At 30.0% G+C, this 19856-nt stretch carries 20 protein-coding genes and 1 riboswitch; of the genes, 18 read left to right on the top strand and 2 right to left on the bottom strand.

Annotated elements, in window-relative coordinates:
* Positions 1-116: 116 nt before the first annotated feature.
* On the bottom strand, positions 117-821 hold the full coding sequence (locus QHG34_RS13855; RefSeq protein ID WP_282630822.1) for a hypothetical protein: 705 nt from the start codon (positions 819-821) through the stop codon (positions 117-119).
* A gap of 154 nt (positions 822-975) precedes the next feature.
* Here QHG34_RS13855 and QHG34_RS13850 point away from each other — a divergent pair, with 154 nt between their 5' ends.
* The 16 genes from QHG34_RS13850 to QHG34_RS13775 all read left to right on the top strand — a co-directional run bounded on the left by QHG34_RS13850 (position 976) and on the right by QHG34_RS13775 (position 16000).
* Entirely contained in the window at positions 976-1728 is a 753-nt protein-coding gene (locus QHG34_RS13850) for a prolipoprotein diacylglyceryl transferase (RefSeq protein WP_282630821.1), read from the top strand.
* A gap of 201 nt (positions 1729-1929) precedes the next feature.
* On the top strand, positions 1930-2166 hold the full coding sequence (locus QHG34_RS13845; protein ID WP_282630820.1) for a hypothetical protein: 237 nt from the start codon (positions 1930-1932) through the stop codon (positions 2164-2166).
* A 264-nt stretch (positions 2167-2430) separates the two neighbouring features.
* Entirely contained in the window at positions 2431-3840 is a 1410-nt protein-coding gene (locus QHG34_RS13840; RefSeq protein WP_282630819.1) for a radical SAM protein, read from the top strand.
* Positions 3841-4467, top strand: coding sequence for an SGNH/GDSL hydrolase family protein (locus QHG34_RS13835; protein ID WP_282630817.1), 627 nt, complete (start codon positions 3841-3843; stop codon positions 4465-4467).
* A 513-nt stretch (positions 4468-4980) separates the two neighbouring features.
* Complete coding sequence (tssD, locus tag QHG34_RS13830; RefSeq protein WP_282630816.1) at positions 4981-5388, top strand: type VI secretion system tube protein TssD; 408 nt, start codon at positions 4981-4983, stop codon at positions 5386-5388.
* 159 nt (positions 5389-5547) lie between these two features.
* Entirely contained in the window at positions 5548-7482 is a 1935-nt protein-coding gene (locus tag QHG34_RS13825; RefSeq protein WP_282630815.1) for a type VI secretion system Vgr family protein, read from the top strand.
* A 3-nt stretch (positions 7483-7485) separates the two neighbouring features.
* Positions 7486-9066, top strand: a complete 1581-nt coding sequence (locus QHG34_RS13820) for a zinc metalloprotease (RefSeq protein WP_282630813.1) — start codon at positions 7486-7488, stop codon at positions 9064-9066.
* A gap of 95 nt (positions 9067-9161) precedes the next feature.
* Positions 9162-9776 (top strand): hypothetical protein, encoded by a 615-nt coding sequence (locus QHG34_RS13815; RefSeq protein ID WP_282630812.1) that lies wholly within the window; start codon positions 9162-9164, stop codon positions 9774-9776.
* 68 nt (positions 9777-9844) lie between these two features.
* Positions 9845-10252 (top strand): hypothetical protein, encoded by a 408-nt coding sequence (locus QHG34_RS13810; protein ID WP_282630811.1) that lies wholly within the window; start codon positions 9845-9847, stop codon positions 10250-10252.
* Between the two features lie 161 nt (positions 10253-10413).
* Positions 10414-10785, top strand: coding sequence for a hypothetical protein (locus QHG34_RS13805; RefSeq protein WP_282630810.1), 372 nt, complete (start codon positions 10414-10416; stop codon positions 10783-10785).
* Complete coding sequence (locus QHG34_RS13800; RefSeq protein WP_282630809.1) at positions 10766-11359, top strand: hypothetical protein; 594 nt, start codon at positions 10766-10768, stop codon at positions 11357-11359. The genes QHG34_RS13805 and QHG34_RS13800 overlap by 20 nt, the downstream gene beginning before the upstream one ends.
* A gap of 42 nt (positions 11360-11401) precedes the next feature.
* Complete coding sequence (locus QHG34_RS13795; protein WP_282630808.1) at positions 11402-11989, top strand: hypothetical protein; 588 nt, start codon at positions 11402-11404, stop codon at positions 11987-11989.
* Between the two features lie 12 nt (positions 11990-12001).
* Positions 12002-12739 (top strand): methyltransferase domain-containing protein, encoded by a 738-nt coding sequence (locus QHG34_RS13790; protein ID WP_282630807.1) that lies wholly within the window; start codon positions 12002-12004, stop codon positions 12737-12739.
* A gap of 108 nt (positions 12740-12847) precedes the next feature.
* Positions 12848-12975: riboswitch (FMN riboswitch) on the top strand.
* Positions 12976-13107: 132 nt separating this feature from the next.
* On the top strand, positions 13108-13770 hold the full coding sequence (gene ribB / locus QHG34_RS13785) for a 3,4-dihydroxy-2-butanone-4-phosphate synthase (RefSeq protein WP_282630806.1): 663 nt from the start codon (positions 13108-13110) through the stop codon (positions 13768-13770).
* Positions 13771-13917: 147 nt separating this feature from the next.
* Positions 13918-15171: an MFS transporter gene (locus QHG34_RS13780; RefSeq protein WP_282630805.1), complete on the top strand. Its 1254-nt coding sequence runs from the start codon at positions 13918-13920 to the stop codon at positions 15169-15171.
* A gap of 61 nt (positions 15172-15232) precedes the next feature.
* Positions 15233-16000, top strand: coding sequence for a hypothetical protein (locus QHG34_RS13775; RefSeq protein WP_282630804.1), 768 nt, complete (start codon positions 15233-15235; stop codon positions 15998-16000).
* Between the two features lie 13 nt (positions 16001-16013).
* Here QHG34_RS13775 and QHG34_RS13770 read toward each other — a convergent pair whose 3' ends face one another.
* Positions 16014-17117 carry a PepSY-associated TM helix domain-containing protein gene (locus QHG34_RS13770; RefSeq protein WP_282630803.1) on the bottom strand — a complete coding sequence of 368 codons (1104 nt, stop codon included), beginning with the start codon at positions 17115-17117 and terminating at the stop codon, positions 16014-16016.
* Between the two features lie 65 nt (positions 17118-17182).
* On the opposite strand from QHG34_RS13770, the gene QHG34_RS13765 reads away from it, so the two are divergent.
* Together QHG34_RS13765 and QHG34_RS13760 are read left to right on the top strand one after the other, a co-directional pair.
* Complete coding sequence (locus QHG34_RS13765; protein WP_282630802.1) at positions 17183-19405, top strand: TonB-dependent receptor; 2223 nt, start codon at positions 17183-17185, stop codon at positions 19403-19405.
* Between the two features lie 80 nt (positions 19406-19485).
* Positions 19486-19836 carry a lysozyme inhibitor LprI family protein gene (locus tag QHG34_RS13760; RefSeq protein ID WP_282630801.1) on the top strand — a complete coding sequence of 117 codons (351 nt, stop codon included), beginning with the start codon at positions 19486-19488 and terminating at the stop codon, positions 19834-19836.
* Positions 19837-19856: the final 20 nt, after the last annotated feature.

Genomic DNA, 19856 nt, shown 5'->3' with positions numbered 1-19856 from the left:
AAATATGGTAAGGTCAAAAATCCTAATGATTTTCCTACATTTCAAATTAATCAAAATAATAATACAATAATATTAAATAAAAACTATACTTTTAAATGTTCCTAACAAGGGGAAGATTACATTTCGATAATTTTGAATTTTGACTCAACTACATTTTCTATCATTTTTAATAAATGAAACTCATATGGAGTTTTTTTAGAACTGAATAACGTATTTGTAGGTTTCTTGCTTAATTGATCGAAAAATAATGTTGTTTCTTCTTGAGAAATCTTAAATGTTTCAAGCTTTTTATTACTTATATACTTTTCAGGAATATGGAAAGTTACTTTATTGTCAATTATATCATAATTAAACTCTACAGATTCTTGATTGTTTTTGATTCTCAGTGAATGAAACTTTGCTTCAATACTTATATTTGAAGGAAATCTTAACCCATAATTGTTATTTACGGATAATAATAAATAAGACTGATTATTATTAGTGTAGCCTAAATTTTCTATTCGTGTTAAATGATCAATTTGAGATAAATTTTCATAATACGGATCACCTCCTCTAGAGTATGTAAGGTTACTAGTATCTTCTTTAAAAAGTTGTTTCTGTTTTGTTTTTATATTGTAATAATAGGTTTCGTCAATATTTTTTCTTAGAATATAGGTATTCTCGTCTTCACGAGTAATACTGTTGTAAATAGGTTCAAGGATTTCTTTTTTATTATCTTTATCCATTAATCCAACTTTACGATTATATTTGAAAGTATTATAATTTACTTGACCAAAAAGGCAAGAGCTTGAGATAAATAAAAGTAGTAGTATATTTTTCATATTCAAAAATACAAAAGCAATTATAGGTTTAACTCACTGAAATTAGGGATTTCTAAAAAATTAGACTTATCTGTAATAGATTTAACTTTTTACTAGAATTAGTTTAATGATATTCCCATAAATCAATTACATTTACTCAAAACCTAATTAATTTGTGACAATAGATTTTCCTGTAACTGTAGAACTTTTTGGACATTCGGTCTTAATTCATCCCATTCTCGAAACAATCGGGATTTTTATTGCGATGCGTTATTATGCGTTTCTCCGAAAACGTAACAAATCAAGTCTGTCTACAATTCAATCGTTTAGTATCATTATTGGTGCATTAATTGGCGCACTTTTGGGCTCTAAAATAGTTGGAACATTAGAAAATCCGCAAGCACTTTTAGATGCTAAAAATCAATTTCTCTTTTTCTGGACAAGCAATACAATTGTGGGCGGATTAACCTTTGGATTAATTGGTGTAGAAATCGCAAAGAAAATAATTGGTCACAAAGAAAGTACAGGAGATTTGATCGTTTTTCCTTTAATTTTAGCGATGATAATAGGTCGAATTGGTTGTTTTTTAACAGGCGTTTACGAGCAAACTTTTGGAGTAGAAACAACTTCAATTTTCGGAATGGATTTGGGTGATGGTTTATTGCGTCATCCCGTTGCGTTGTACGAAATTGTTTACCTTATTATACTTTGGATAATTTTAAAAATCGTTCAGAAAAAATATATTTATCCTTCTGGATATTTGTTTCAAATTTTTATGATGGCTTATTTTTTGTTTCGTTTTTGCTTAGATTTTATCAAACCTATTCATCCAATATTTTTAGGTTTAAGTTCAATACAATTAACATGTGCTTGTGTCATAATTTATTATATCTTTAAGTTATCACAAACTAAACCTTGCCTTAAATAATGGAATTTTTATTTACAATCGTTTTTATATTGCTTATTATAGGTTCATTTTTAGCTGTGTCAGGTTTTATAATTTATCTATTTACAAAGAATAAAAACGAGATGGAAAATGTAGAAATGTCTCTGAAATTAATGGTTTGGGGAATAGGAATTATACTTGCTTCGGGGTCAATTTGTGGATTAGTTTTAATAAGAAATTAATATGATATACTCAGTTATTTTTGCAGAAGGAGGAATGGATGGTCTAATTTATGTGGTAATAGGTGTGATTGCGGCTATTGGTTTTGCAATAGGTATTGGAGTTACAATTATTACATTAATTTATAATTCTATTAAAAAAATAGACAAGCCTTCTAAGTATTATTTAATGGTTTTCGGAACTTCATTTTTAATAGGATTGCTTGTAACAGGAATGATCTGTGGAGCTACTGTAAGTTAACAAGATGATCGCATATATTTTTTTACAAAATTTTATAAGTGAAGGAACTGTAAATTTTATTATTTTTCTTGTTGTATTAGCTGTAATTCTTATAGCTTTTGTAGGCTCAAGTCTTAGTACTTTAATTTATAAATTAATTCAGAAAAATGTTAATCGAAAACGATTAATGTTATTGTTTTTTATATCATTTATTAGTTTAATTATCTTGATATCAACTATTTTATATTTTGTTATAAAAGATTTTATGTACTCAAATTTATAATTATGCCAGTTAGAAATTACACCTATTACGATTATACAATAAGTCTTTGCCCAGAATGTTTGAAACGAGTTGGAGCAAAAATTATCATAGAGGACGAAAATGTTTTTATGACAAAACGTTGTCCAGATCACGGTTTCTTCAAAACTAAAATTGCAACTGATGTCGATTATTATAAAAACATCAGAAATTATAACAAAGCTTCGGAAATGCCTTTGCATTTTGGGACGGATGTAGAATATGGTTGTCCGTACGATTGCGGTTTGTGTATAGATCATGAGCAACATTCGTGTTTATCAATTGTTGAGGTGACGGATCGATGCAATTTAACATGTCCAACTTGTTATGCCATGTCGTCGCCACATTACGGTTCTCATCGTAGTTTAGAGCAGATTGAAGCGATGTTTGATACAATCGTAAAAAATGAAGGCGAGCCAGATGTAGTGCAAATTAGTGGTGGTGAGCCAACAATTCATCCGCAGTTTTTCGAGATCATGGAAATTGCTAAATCAAAACCGATTAAACACTTGATGTTGAATACAAACGGAATTAGAATTGCAAATGATCCTGGTTTTGCCGAAAAATTAGCTACTTATGCACCCGAATTTGAGATTTATTTACAATTTGATTCATTCAAAAAAGAAGTTTTAGAAGATTTTCGAGGTAAAGATTTGACAGATGTTCGAATGAAAGCCTTAGAAAAATTGAATGAATTAAATCTTTCTACAACTTTGGTTGTTGTGTTGCAAAAAGATAAAAATATTGATGAGATTGGGAAGATTATTGATTTTGCGCTCAAACAAAAATGTGTGCGTGGCGTGACGTTTCAACCTGTCGAAATTGCGGGAAGAAATAGAGATGATTCGGCTCACGAAAAAATTACATTAACAGAAGTTCGTCAAGAAATTATTGATCAATATCCACTTTTTAATTCAGACGATATTATTCCAGTTCCGTGTAATCCAGACTCTTTAGCGATGGGTTATATGTTGAAGTTGAATGATGAGGTAATTCCGCTTACACGTTATATTAATCCTGCAGATTTGTTGAATAATGAATCAAAAAATACAATTGTTTACGAACAAGATGAAGGATTGAAGGTACAATTATTAGATATTTTTAGTACAGGAATTTCGGTTGATAAAGTGCAACCAAAAGTGAATCAATTACTTTGTTGTTTACCAGAAGTTTGTGCGCCCGAATTGGATTTAGATTACGATAATTTGTTCCGAATAATTATTATGAATTTTATGGATGCACATGATTTTGATGTTCGAGCTGTAAAAAAATCTTGTGTACATATCGTCAATAAAGATTTGAAATTAATTCCATTCGAAACAATGAATTTATTTTATCGCGACGATAAAGCTGCTTATTTAGAAAAATTGAGAAAAGATGATAAAGTGTTGTTTTAGATGATGATGACAAACTGTTTATTTTTTGGTGATAGTATTACCTACGGTGAATATGACGGAATTTTGGGAGGTTATGTAGATATTTTGAAACGCTATTGTCATTCAGAATTTTATAACAACAATGCAAATGAAGTCAATTGTTTTAATCTCGGAATAGGAGGTGAGACAACAGAAGGATTAATGAAACGATTTGAAGTTGAAACAAAGGCTCGATTTTCCCCTGACGAAAATTTGATTTTCTTTTTTTATGGAGCGAATGATTTAGCCGAAAAAGATAATGTCGAATTGGTTTCTCTTACTGATTTCGAATCAAATCTTTTTGAAGTAATTTCACAAGCAAAAGAATTTACAACTAATATTTATGTGATAAGTATTTTGCCAATTTCTAAAACGGTTGATGGTATAAAAGTTCCTGAACGTAAATTTCGTACGACTGAGAAAATTGAATTATACAATCAAAAGCTAAAAGATTTTGCGCTTCAAAATCAAATAGAATTTATTGATATTTTCTCAGGTTTTAATTTAACTAAAGAAGATTTTCTTTCAAAAGATGGTATTCATCCAAACGAAAAAGGATATCAGTTTATTGCAAATCAATTAAAACCAATCGTTACAAAGTATTTGTAATTAATTATTTTTTTTGGATTTGATTTCTATAATACGGAATCAAATAATCTTTGAAAAATAGAAACGTAATCGAGCCAAACAAACAAGTGGTTGGTGCATTTTGACTCGTTCCAGTTGGCGAGAGATAGAAAATTATCCAACCAACAATATATCCTAATATTGCGTAACAAGCAAATTTTAATACTGAATTTAGGATAATATTCTTCATTGTTATATGATTATGTTGTTTACTAAAGATACTAAAAAAATACTTAGTCATGATTTACTATTTTTCTTGATTCGAGTATTTTATTTTCTATCTGTCTTAAACAAATAAAACAGCTTATTATTATTTTATGTATAAAAATTCACTAGACTTTATTTTTTGCTTTAAACAGGGCTATTATGTTATGCAAGTATCGTAAAACTACTACACATTCGATTGTAAATGGTTAAAAACGGATAATTAAAATTCTCTCTTATAATTTAGCAGTAGAAAAGAATTAAAAATAATCAATCTTAAAATTTACAACTATGGCTAACAATTCAAGAGGACTTTTAAAGTTCAACGGTGGTGAGGATCAAAAAATCATCAAATTAAATTATCAAGTTTCTAGAACAACAGATGTTTCTGGACGTGTTGCATCAGATCCATCTAACGCTTTAATCAAAGTAACAATCGAAGCAACTGAAAGTTCTACGATTTTAGAAAGTTTATTAAACGGAAAATACAAACCAACTGTTGGTGACATCACGTTTAACAAAGCGCACGAAGAAGGAGTTTTAATTAACTTGAAGTGGGAAAACGGTTACGTTATTCAACACGAATTAGAGTTTGACGCATTAAACGACAACAACATGTTAATTTCATTTGTAGTGAGTGCAGAAAAAATTGATTACGGAACAGCTGCTTACGACGGTGTTTGGCCAACTGCTAGATAATCAAAGTATACATTTAACGAACCTTTAACCTATCATAAAACTCTTGATGCAGATGCTTTTTTAGCGAGCATCAGGAGTTTTTTTATGAATTTTAGTTGCTAAATAGATTCGATTACAACAATTTAGTGTAAATTTATAAACACTACAAACTACTAACCTATGACTACAAATTATAAGCCCGATAATAGCGCATTGTCGATACAAGCAAGCGAAGTTTTTGGTATCAATCGTTTAGCGAAATTAACTTTAGTGATTGATGGTCAAATTATTTCGCATTATAAACACTTCAAATTAAATCAACATACGTCTAAACATCACGGTTTTGAACTTATTTTGGATCATGATACACTCGGAAATGTTGAAAATCATACGCTCGAATCTTCGAATAAATTTTTGGGAAAACGTTTGACTGTAGTTTTGCGTTATAAGGATATTGAAGATAGCCCAGAAAGAACGTTTGTTGGCGTGATTACCAAAGTCGGATTTTTGCAAGAAAGTGGAAATCTTGGGAATATTGTGCTTTCAGGTTTTAGTCCAACTATTTTGTTGGATGGCGCTCCACATACGCAAAGTTTTGGTGGCGAAAAATCGGTAAACATGAGTATTATAGCCAATCAGCTGATAAAAGAAGGTTTGGGCGAAACCAAATTTGATGTCAGAGTTGATGCCAATGACGCTTCGGATATTTTGTACAGCACGCAATATAATGAGACGCATTATAATTATTTGGCACGAATGGCGACGGCTTATGGCGAACAATTTTATTACGATGGAGAGGTGTTGCATTTTGGTAAATTACCAGCTCAAAACAAGCCAATTAAATTGGTTTATGGACGAAATGTGAACGATGTCAATATAGAGTTAAAGGCAGTTCATACAAAGCCAGAGTTTTATGGTTACAATAGTAGCGATAATGCTAAGTTGACTTCTGGAGAAACACCGCTTAAACACCGAGGAGATTTAGCTAAAACGTCTTATCAAAATAATCAAACGATTTACAAAACAAAAGCTTTACAAGTTGCACCAATCAAAGCCAATACAGACTTGGATGTGGTGAATTCGCAACAAAGTGAAGCAGGTTTTAATGGAGTTGAAGTTTTTACAGTAAATGGCTCAACAACGATTCCATTTTTATATCCAGGATGTGTGGTCGATTTGGAAATGAGAAAACCAGATAGCAATCAAACATCTTACTTCACACGCTTGATGATTACCGACGTAGAGCACGATGTAGACACATTGGGACATTATTCGGGACGATTTACAGCGATAGCTTCGGACACCGGATTTTTACCAAAACCTGCATTTACAACGCCAATTGCTCAACCACAAATTGCAACAGTAATTTCGAACACAGATCCAAAAGGACAAGGACGAGTAACGGTAAAATTTGATTGGCAATTGCATGATACAACAAACTTTATAAGAATGATGTCGCCTGATGCTGGAGGAACAGATCAAGTAACACAAAACAGAGGTTATGTTGCAATCCCAGAAGTTGGAGATCAAGTAATGGTTGGTTTTGTACATAATCATCCTGATAGACCTTTTGTGATGGGCGGAATGTTCCACGGTCAAGTTGGATTGGGTGGTGGTGCGAATAATAGCGTAAAATCTATCCAAACAAGAAGTGGACACCGCATTATTTTCACCGAAGATGAAAGTATTGTGATTACAGACAAATCAGGTAACGAAATTCACTTAGATACAACTGGAAGTAATATTAATATTACGGCTCCTGAGACAATGACGTTTACTGCAAAAAACATGAATTTCAACGTTACAGAAAATATGAATACCTCTGTTGGAATGAATCAATTGAATACGGTTGGGATTAATCAATCAAATTCTGTAGGTTTAAATCAAACAGAAACGATAGGCGCAATGAAAACAACTTCTGTAATTGGTAATGTAAGCACATTTATTACTGGAAAATTAATGGAAGTCATAGAGGGTGACGTACATAGTGAAACAAAGCAAGAGCGAAACGAAGTAAGTAGTAAAGAATTTAATATGCAATCAGAAAATAATGTGAATAGTAATGCTTCAACCCAAGTTACTTCTAATTCTTCTGAGAAATCATTAAATCATTAATTTATGTCAAGAACTAGAATTGTAAAAGGTAGTATCACAAAAATTACAGGTGGTAATCACAATATTTGTTCCCGAGAAAGTAGTGTTAATTATATTGCTGGCGGTAGAGTGACTTTTAATGGAGAGAAAGAGGGTATTTTATATACAAATAATCCTGTTTTTCCTGATGAATTGTTTATTAATAATATTGCTATAGCAATGGTTTATTTCAGACCAAATTCTACTTGGAATGGAGAATTTGGATTCGATTGGTTAAGAGAAAAAGACAATAATCTTGCTCTAACAGATGATCCTGCTTATGCAGATATTATAGAAGGTGGTTATGGAAATGGTAGCACAGATTTAACAGGAGGATCTACAGGTACAGCGTATACAAAATTAAAAACCGAGTACACTAAAATTCCTATAATAAGAAAACCTCTTGAAGAAGGAGCATCTGTTCCTACCGAAACTCCTTCTACAGAATATTTTGTTCCATATCTTACTTTATTTTCTAAAGAGTTTGTAGATACCTTGCCAGAAACGGTTATTAATAAACCAAAATACGAAGCGGAACTAAAAGTATTGGTTGAAATAGAAGACGATATTGATAAATTAGAATTTGATTTATCCACTATTAATACAGATGCTGATAATCCTCTTATTACAATAGACAAGGTAACTTTAGAACACAATACTAAAACAGAAGGTTTGGTAAATGCTACAGATGCTACGATAAAAATTACATGTCACAAAGATTTAGATCGTGATAAATCGATTAACATTTATGCTTATCCAAAAGATAGCTCAACAAAACCTCTTGCTCAACAATTAGCAGAAAGAAAATTAGCAGGTAGAATAACAATTTTGAAAAACAATGCTGAAGAACGAAAAGAAATTAAGTTTGTTTTGGTAAATGTTAAAACTAATATAACTGATACACCTTTAAGAGACTCAAATGGAACTTTTACCACACAAGATAAAATAAATTTATACAATTCATTTCATCAAGCATTAGTATTACCAAAAATAGAAATATCTCCTACTGTTTTAGATTTATCTACAAATGTGGATTTCCAAGTAAGGACAATAGAAGGTGTGCCACAGTATGGAAAGTTTATTTATAGTCCGACTGATGAAGCAAATGATAGAGCGAGAGGACGTCGTTCAGGTACTGTAGGAGCTATATATGAGGATAGAACTGATTTTTTTACAACTATTAAAACATTGTTTTTTAATGAAAGGGACGTCACTGGTAATTTAGTAAATTCTAGATATCAAACAATGTATTTTACTGCATTTGCAATGGAAGTAAAAGTTTATGACGGAGCATTTGGTCAAATAGAGAGGGTTGGTATAAAAAACCTAGTCTTATTTAACAATACAAGAAAAACTACAACCATGATTCATGAGGGATTGCATGGTTTAAATTTGTATCATACACATAAAGATGGCAATAATGTTATATCAGAACCAAACAGAAAGTATACTTATGCCAACGGAAATGAAACACCATCAAATGCTACAGATAATATAATGAGTTATTCAGATAATAGAAAAAGTATATGGAATTGGCAAAGATTAATCTTAAGAAGAAATATTTAATTATGAGAAATTGTATAATTTTTTGTATCACATTGCAATTCTTTTTTTCTTGTAATGGACAAACTAATAAGTATTTAACAAATAAAAACGATACGATGAAAACTTTTGATATAAATAAGTATAATGATTGGGAAAAAGATTTAGAAATTACATCATCAGATAATCATCTTTTTTACAAAAAAGGAGAGAATATAGCTGAAATAAATTTTTATAAAAATTATATTCAAGAAATTTTATATGATTTAAAAAGTCCTTATAAAACTTATAATGGATATGATATAAAGACTAATAAATATAAAGGAGGTGGAAAAACTTTTTATCAATTTCTAAATATAGGAAAATGGTTATATTACGATGAATCAGGGAAATTAATAAAAGAGGTAGATTATGATAAACCCTATAATTTATCAATAGAAGATGTGGATTCTATAATCAAAAAAAATACAGATTTGGATATCATGAAACCAATTCAAATTTATGAGTTTTCACGAACAATTAATAAACCATACCTATATTTAATTGCAGGACATAAAGATGGTTGGAGAAGTCATGGAAAATTAGAAGGATTTGTTATTGATGATAAAACAGGTAAAATCATATTCAAGACTGATGTGTACACAGAAGGAAAAGGAAACTCTCTGATGCAGCAATACAGTAGTTTTCTAAATAATTCTAGTAATAATAACAATATATATAAAGAGAAAAAATAAACAAAAAATTCTTCAGTCTTATCTATCTTCTACTTTGAGAGAAATAAAATACATGAAATAATTCTATTATGATTCAAAAAAACATATTAAGAAAAAAACATATTTACGCTATCTTCTTCGCGTTTTCTACACTTTCTGTATTTGGACAAATCACTTATAATAAACCATTTAAATCATCTACAGGTTTATCTTGTAAATTAATCGATAGTAGTAGTGGTGATGATGGTGGTTGTAGTCTATACTATTATAAGACATTAATTTTTAATAAAGATAAAACTGTAAAAATAATTTCAGAAATTATATATTCATGCTCGCCAAAAGAATTTGAGAATTCCTATAAAAATAAAAAACCCACTGTTACAACTTCTACCTATGAGTTAAAAGATAAGAAAATTTTTATTAAAGACTTTGAGTATTCTCCATTGTTAATCAACAATAAAGAATTAAAATTCAATGAAAATATTATTTTTAAATAGAAACCAACCGCTATGACAAAGATAATCTCTATCCTCATTTTGCTAGTACTAATATTGAGATGTAAAGTTCAAAAAAATAACGAAAACACAAACGGAATGAAAACTTTTGATATAAAAAAATCAAAGAATTTTATTTACCCAAAAACTATGACACATGGAAAGTGGCTTTTAAGGAATTAACATGGCTTTTAAGAAGCATTGGTGTTAAATCAAAAATAAATGTAGATAAAAATGGTAATATAACAATTCAACATCAATTTCAAGATATTTTTGACTTGCGTCCTTCTGATGATGGTTCTCGTAGTTATGCCTATGTTATGGTAAGTATTATAACTGGTTTTGTGTATCATGATGTGGCTGGTGGAAATGATATGATGAAAATAAAAGGAAAATGGAGTAATCATTATACAGTTGAAAGGGCAAAATTTATGGCTATGACCGAAGAAGAATTAGCAGCATACAAAAAAGAACAATGGAATTCTGCAAAAGAAATAATCAAAAACAATCCTAGATATGACAGCAATAAATGGTAAAATATTCATCGTATTGATTTCTATTTTTACCTTAACTAATTGTAATAAAATAGAAAATAAAATGAAAAATAAATTAATACAGGAACGTCCTTATGAAGATGCTAAAATAGATAAGTTTTATTGGGTTGCAAGTGGATGGGATTACACAACAATTCCATTGATTAAACCATATAATCTTCAAAAATTACAAGGTTCTGATATATGGACATTAGGAACGAATAGAAAAGAGCAAAAAATAGACATAGTTCATGGTGAAAATATAGTCCTAAATATTTTCTCACCTGTTGAATATTTTAATATAAAAGATATTTATATATATGGGGAACAAGATATAACTGAAACTTTTGATAAAAATACACTTCCAAAAATTTGGTTTATTATTAATATGAAAGAAAGGGATTTTGTTTTTTTTGAAAAAGAAGAAGATTTTAAGTCAGGATTAAAAAAACTCAATTTACCAGAAGAATATCTTAATCCAGAGACTGTTTACGAGCAATATAAACAAGATCCAATATTACCTTGGTTCCCAGAAGATGTAAAAAAACAATTAGAAGAAGTTAAGGCAAAAAAATAAATTGAGAATTGTACTAGATATGACAGCAACAAATGGTAAAATATGAAAATTATCAAACTACCAGTTAATAACTATAAAGATGATATAGAATATATAGAAGAACCTATCGAGCAATCAGAGTCAAGAGATGTGTTTATTGTTTATAAGGTGTTAAAGTGGATTGGTTATTTTTTACTATCAATCATTTTATTTTTAGGAATTATGTTTATTGCTGTGGGAATTGGAGGAAAACACCGAGAATTAGAAATAAATCCTGGTTTTGCTTTATTAGGAGTCATCTTATGTTTACCCTTTGTTTTATACATTGTTATTAACAATTATATGGATAAAAGTCCTAAAATTGATAATGAAAATATGGTAGTCTCTGCCTCTGTAAGGAAAAGTAGTCTGATAGCTTTAAAAGTAAATTTAAAAAATATTAAATTAGTTCAAAATTCTTTTAATTATATAGATGTAATTTTCATTATTCCATATCCTCAAAAAAATGCCGTAATTCATTATAAACAAAAAATTGAAATGGAGTACGATAATATTTTATTATGGTTTATTCAACAAAAAGAAACAACATTTTATATAAATCCAGAAGATATAAATCATCATTATCTTGATTTAAAATTTATGAATACCTAATAATCAACCTTAATGAAAATAACCAAACTTGTCATCCTTTTCAATTACAAAAAAATACTTTTAGGAATCGTAATTTCAATCATATTATTTGTATTATCATTTTTGATAGATTCTGCATTTATTAAGATATTATTCAATATTGTGGGAGGATTAATATTACTAAATATTATAGCATCAATCGTTGCATCGTACCTACTTTACGATAAATCAGATTTATATGAAGTAAATAAATTGAATGAAATTGTTGATTTTAATAATATTGAGAATACAGTTTTAATTCACGCAAGTTTTGATCCTCTTTCTCAACAATTAGAAAATAATTATCCTAAACTAAACTTAACTGTTTGTGATATTTACGGTAATCGGCACGAGCACGAAAGTGGAGTTGAAATCTCAAAAAAAGTTTTTCCACCTAATCCGAACGAGATTAAAATAAATCCAACTCAATTACCATTTACAGATAATTCTCAAGACGCTATTTTGGCGATAACGGCAATACACGAAGTTTTAGACCATCACAAAAGAGTTCAATTTTTTGAAGAAGCCAAAAGAATTTTGAAAAAAGATGGAGTAATTATCCTTTCAGAACAATTTCGTAATACAACGAATTTTTTGTTTTTTAATATTGGAGCATTTCATTTTTTAAGCAAAAAACAATGGATAAAAGCAATAACAGAAGCTGATCTGAAAATTGTAGCGAATAAGAAGGTAACGCCATTTGCCAATATGTTGCTTATTAAAAAGAAATAGTTAAAATTATCTTTACTCATTTTAAATAATAAATATAGTTTCGTAAATTTGTGACTGAAAGTTTATAATAATTATTCAAAAACAAAATAATTATTAAATAACAAACGAAATTTTCTTCGGGGCAAGGCGAAATTCCTTACCGGCGGTTATAGTCCGCGACTCCTTTAACTTTGTTATGGGACTGATTTGGTGAAACTCCAAAACCGACAGTATAGTCTGGATGAGAGAAGAAAATTGAACACAACTGAAAGTCATGAGTGATAAGTGTTAAGTTATGAGTAAAAAACTCACGACTCAAAACTTTGAACTTATTACTTAGCAATGTGTTTCGCCCTGAAGTGATGTTTCATGATAAAAACAAAAATCAAATGAAAACAATCACACAATTTGGCATTAATGCCAACGAAAGAATTGCAAATGCAATAAATGATCTTCAAAACGGAAAAGGAATTTTATTAATTGATGATGAAAACCGCGAAAACGAAGGCGACATCATTTTTCCAGCTTCCACAATTTCAGCACAAGATATGGCTGTGTTAATCAGAGAATGTAGTGGTATAGTTTGTCTGTGTATGACGCAGAATAAAGCTGATCAGTTAGATTTACAACCGATGGTTTCGGATAATAATTCGAGATTTCAAACAGCTTTTACTGTAACTATCGAAGCGAAAGAAGGCGTAACGACTGGTGTTTCGGCTGCAGATCGTGTTCAAACAATCAAAACTGCAGTTAATTTCAATGCACAGCCTTCTGATCTTAATCGTCCAGGACATGTTTTTCCTTTAATTGCTAAAGAAAACGGAGTGTTAGAACGTCGTGGACATACAGAGGGGAGTGTAGATTTAGTGAAATTGGCAGGTTTAGGAAACGAAGCTGTTTTGTGCGAGTTAACGAACGAAGATGGTACAATGGCAAAAGTTCCACAAATTATAGATTTTGCCGAGAAACATCAAATGACAGTTTTAACAATAGAAGATATCTACGAATATCGTTTACAATTACAGGAAAAAGAAGAATTAAGTTTCGCTTAATTTAAATGACAATTATTATAAACTTTCAAAAATCTTTGCACATTATCGTGCAAAGATTTTTTTTATTAATGATAATTTATTGAGGCAAATCAATTTCGATTGATAAAATTCAATGTAAATTTAAAACATCAAAATTTAGATCAAAAAATGGAAAAAGAAGAACAAATTCCATCCCTTTGGAAAAACAAGGAATTTATACCATTTATCTTTTTAAGGTTTTCATTAATTTTTGCCTTATTTATACAAAGTACATCTGTAGCATATGAAATTTTTCAAGTTACACAGAAAGAAATATTCTTAGGATTAATAGGATTAGCTGAGTTTCTACCCATTTTATTAACAGCTTTTTATGCAGGACAATTGGTGGATAAGTTGGATAAACGGATGATTTTAGTAAGAAGCATAGGTTGTTTTATGATTGCTTCTTTCGTTTTAATGATTGTCAATTTTCCTTCTGTTCGGCAAGCTATTGGTATTCCTGCTTATTTAGGAATCTGTTATTTTGCATTCTTTATTTTGGGGTTAACACGGTCTTTTAGTGGACCTGCATTGTTTGCTCTTTTAGCTTTAGTTGTTCGTAAAGAAAATTATACAAAAGCAATTCCTATTTCTTCATCAGCTTTTATGATTGGTTCTGTTTTAGGTCCATTAGCAGGAGGTGTTATTTTAGCAAAATTTGGTATTGAAGCTGCTTTGATAACTGCATTTTCTATTATGTGTATTTCGATGATCATGATTTTAATGATTTCTAAAAAACCAGCTGAACTATCTGAAGCTGAATCTACAGAATCGCCAATGACACGTATCAAAGAAGGATTGAGATTTATTTGGGGAACACCAATTATACTAGCTGTTTTGAGTTTGGATATGTTTGCTGTTTTCTTTGGAGGAGCGGAATCTTTGCTTCCAGCTTTTGTAGAAAAAGTATTAAATCAAGGTTCCGAAGCTTTCGGATTATTACGATCAGCGCACGGAATTGGTTCAATTATTATGATGTTTTTCTTATCCATGATTCCAAGTTTATTGAAAGGAAATGTTGGACCGAAATTACTAATAGCAGTCGCTATGTTTGGTGTATGTATTATATCTTTTGGTCTTAGCCAAAACCTATATTTATGTTTCGGTATTTTATTGTTAGGAGGTGCTTTTGATGCGGTTTCGATGGTTATTAGACAAAGTATTTTGCAAATCAAAACTCCCGAAAATTTAAAGGGTCGTGTATCATCTGTCAATTCGATTTTCGTAAGTTCGTCGAACGAATTAGGAGCTTTGGAGAGTGGAATTGCAGCAACATTTTTAGGTTTAGTTCCAAGTATTATTTTTGGAGGATCTATGACAATATTAACTGTTGTTATAATTGCTATAATGATTAAACAAATCAGAAAAGTAGAATTAAAGTAAATTTTATTGCAACAAACCATAAATTAGAATTTAAAACTTATTTTTGTTGAAAATTCGGTTTATGGTAAAGTATTTATTAGTTGCATTTTCTTTCTTGACGATTGTTTCTTGTTCAACAGAAACTTTAGAAGAAGATTTAGTCGAAACAAACGAAAAATTATTTCCGAAAGGTTATTTTTCTAATCGTTATTTTACAGATAATAGTATTGTTTATGATAGTGTACAGATTATTTATGATGAACAAAATCGACCAATAGAAAGAAATACAAAACTTTTTGGAAGTCAAATTAGTACCGAAAAAATAATCTATTCTAAAAGTACAATTGATAATGCTTTAACTTTTGAAATTATTCAAGATGGTGTGTCAATAGAAAAAGGAACTTATCGATTAAAATCTTTTTTCAATCAAAAAATCATTCAAAAACTTACTTCTAAAAAAGAGGATAGTGAATCAAGTTATTTTTATGAAGATATTAAAGGCGACACAGTATTAAAATCTGCAGCTTTAGTTCGTGACAATGAATTGATTAAAGAGAATTATTATTGGAATAGAAATGTAAAATATCCACATTTAACAAACTTAGATAGTATTGTAAGCTTTAATGAATCAACTAAAATGAAAGCGGTTACAAGATTTAAGTATGATGATCACCAAAATCCATTTATTCGTTTAGGAGTTTTTGAAGATGTAAATTATAGAAATTTATCATTTAATAATTTCGTGAAGAAAACAATAATATTTTATGACGAAAATGATAAAAAAATATCAACTATTGAATATGAAACAACTTTTAAGTATAAAAACGGAAAAGTAGATTTAACAAAATAATAAAAAATCTCAGTTATTTAACTGAGATTTTTTTCTTTTTCCTTTTCTTGTTTCGCCAAATAATAAAGCCTGTAATGGGTAAACTTGCAACAATTATTGAGGAGCTAAAGGCTAATATTTTTCCGAATGAGCCTAAGATTTGCCCAGTATGAATGTCATACATTGCATTGGCAACTTTTTTTCCGTTTGATAAATCTTTGTTCATTAAAGACGAAACCTCAAATTGATCAGAGTTAAATTGATATTCATCAACTGCGTAATATTTTAAATCCTTGTGATAAGCTCTAATCGCTAACGGATTTTTTTCAGGAACTGGTAGGTAAATCCAATGCATTGTCGCTTCTGGACTATTTTTTAAACTGTAAGTATAAGCTTTGTCTACAATAGAAAAATCATTCTTCAACATTTCTTTTGGTTGATAAACATATCCCTTTTCTTCTTTTTCGTACGTCTTTCCAAGATTAACGATCGAAGTATATGAACTTCTGACAGGTTTAAAACTAAAAGCAATTCCTGACAAGGCTGCTATAAATGCAATACTACAAGCGTAAAATCCTAATACATTGTGTAAATCGTAATTTCTGCGCTTCCAATTTGAGTTCCATTTTATTTTGACTGCAGATTTTATTTGCTTTCTCTTTTTTGGCCACCAAATAACAACTCCACTAATCAAAATAAGAATAAAAATAACAGTAGAATATCCGATTATATTTTTTCCAATTTCACCCAAAAGTAAATTCATATGAATGTATTGTATCACTAAGAAAAAATCACTTTTCATGTTTTCTTGATGAAGTATTTTTCCTGAATAGGGATTAAGATATACAAAATAAGATTCCTTTTTATCATCCATTGTTATGGCAACTGTAGATTTATTTTTTGCCATATACATCACTCTCAAAACCTGATGAGTTGGGTTTTCTTCTTGAATAATCGAAATAATTTCTGAAGGTTTTTTAAAAGAACTTTGTTCAATTTCAACTTTTCTATACTCAAATATGCTGTCTTTTATTTCGTCCTGAAAACAAAAGATTGCCCCTGTTATTGCTACAATGAAGATGATTATTCCAGTAAATAATCCTAACCACTTATGTAGAAAGATAAAAATTTTTTTCATTTTTATATTTATTTAGACAAAATATAAATTACTTTTGTCGCAAATATAAATTTAAATTTTACTCTATGAAAAAAAATCTTATCTATTTAGGAATATTTTTCGGATCACTTTCAACAACATATGCTCAAACAAATGATAGTATTTCTACAAATCTTAATGACGTTGTAGTTGTAGCTTCTCGTAAACCTCAGAAAATAGCCGATTTGGCTGGTACTGTTTGGGTAATTAATCAAGAACAAATAGCTCAGCAAGCAAAAAATGGAGTTCCATTAAAAGAAGCTTTAGCTATTATGATTCCTGGGATGGATGTTGGTTCGCAAGGACGTTCTAATTATGGTCAAAACATGCGTGGGCGTTCTATGTTAGTGATGTTAGATGGTGTTTCGTTAAATAGTATTCGTAATATTAGCCGTCAGTTGGATGCAATTGATCCGTTTAATATCGATCGTATTGAAGTTTTATCTGGAGCAAGTGCAATTTATGGTGGAAATGCAACAGGTGGAATCGTAAATATTGTAACTAAAAAAGCTTTGAAGAGTGGAATTAGTGGTGATACTGAATTAGGAATTAGAACTGGTTTTGCAGGTAGTGATGATCATGATTGGCGCGCTGCTCAATCTATTGCTTATAAAAATGATAAGTTTACAGGACGAGTTGCATTGGCTTTTCAACAAAATGGAGGAGCTTATGACTCGGATGGAGATCAAGTTTTTGCAGATATTTCTCAGTTAGATTTACAATACAATCGTTCTTTTGATGTTTTGGCTACAGCTGGTTATAAATTTAATTCTAAGCATCAAATCAATGGATCTTTTCAATATTATAATTCAAAATTTAACGGAGATCGTAGTTTGTATTTAGGTGAAAACATTAGTGCTTTAACAAAAGGAGATGCTTCTGTTTTAGAAATGCGTGATGGTTTTGATTCAGATAAAAACCCAGGTACAGAGCGTGTTATGGGGACATTGAGTTATAATGGTACAAATATTTTGGGAGGACAAGACGTCTATGTACAATTTGCAAGTCGACTAGAAAAATTAGGATTTTATCCTTTTCCAGGTACAATTGCTTTGCCAAGCGGTACTGTTCCGTATATGTCTGCATCGCAGCAGAACACTACTTATACAGGACTGAAAGCTGTTTTGGTTAAGGATTGGAATAAATTTAAATTAACGTATGGTGTTGATGTAGATTTTGAGAAATTTGACGGACAACAAAATGTGTTTGATTCTAAAAAATCATTATCAAGTGGTGGATTAATCAATAAAACAATCTATACAGTAGATCGCTATCCAACAAATCATTCAACAAGTTTTGCAGGTTATGCGCAAGCGGAATATGAAATTTTGCCGAAATTAAAAGTTTCTGGAGGAATTCGTTACCAAGATATTTCGATTGATTTGGACGATTTTATTGGTTCTGCTCAACAAGTACAAATGCAAAATGGTTATGGAGCTTCTGCTGACTACATTCCTGGAGGAAAAAGTAGTTACAACATGACAATGTTAAATGCAGGTTTGTTGTATAAAATAAATGAAATGAATCAAGTTTGGGGAACATATTCTCAAGGAGTTTCTTTAGCTGATCCTTCTAAATTTTATGGTTACGGAAACTACAAATTTAATCAAACAACTAATCATTGGGACTTAGCTTCTAGTGTTAATGTAAAAGATTCGCCACTTTCTGGAGTTAAAACAGGACAGTTTGAAATTGGTTATCGTTTCAAAACAACGAACGGTTTTAAAGGTCAAATATCTGGATTCATCAGTAATTCGGACAAAAATATTGCTCTAAAACGTGAAGGTTTAAATCTTTGGGTAGAAGTTGTTGATCAAAAATTACGCAATACTGGAGTTGAAGCAGAGTTTTCTTACACAAATAATGGTTTTTATATTGGAGCAAGTACATTGTTGATTAAATCTGAAGTTGAGAAAAATGGTGATTGGCAAAAACAAGATGTTTCGACTTCTGGACCATCAAAAATTACAGCTTTTGCAGGTTATGGATTTGATAATTGGAATTTCAGATTTCAAACATTACAAAGTTTAAAATACACAGATGGTTTGAAAAATGTAATTGATTCGTACAACACCTCAGATTTAATGATTGGTTACAAATTACCTTTCGGGAAAATAAATCTTGGTGTTCAGAATATCTTTAATACAGATTATCAAACAATTTGGAGTGCAAAATCTCAAGTTTTATATTCTGCATATAAAGTTCCAGAATTATTTAACTATGCTGGACGCGGAAGAACATTTAATTTGAACTTTACGTATAGTTTCTAAATAATTAAAAGCGAATCATTTGATTCGCTTTTTTTGTATATTTAATCAAAATCAATCAAAATCAATCAAAATCAATCAAAATGAAAAAATACGCTGCACTACTTCTTTTTTTGTCAATTATGTCTAATGTAGTTTCAGCTCAAACACAAGCTGAGATGAATACTGAAGCGATGAATGCTTATAAAGAATCTGACAAAGAATTGAATATTTATTATAAAAAATTAGTCAATACTATTGATAGTAAATCCAAAGAGAAATTAATTAAAACACAAAGACTTTGGATACAATATAGAGATACTTATTGTGATTTTGACACTAGTCCTTATGAAGGAGGAACGATTAAACCATTAATGAAATATTCGTGCTTAAAAACGTTAACTGATCAACAAATTGATAATTTGAAGAATAGTTATAATAGGAGAGATGATTAATTTTTATCAGGAGAATTAAC

This window comes from Empedobacter sedimenti (assembly GCF_030005555.1).
In the GTDB taxonomy this organism is placed as follows: Bacteria; Bacteroidota; Bacteroidia; order Flavobacteriales; family Weeksellaceae; genus Empedobacter; species Empedobacter sedimenti.
This window is presented reverse-complemented; position numbering and strand designations above follow the sequence as displayed.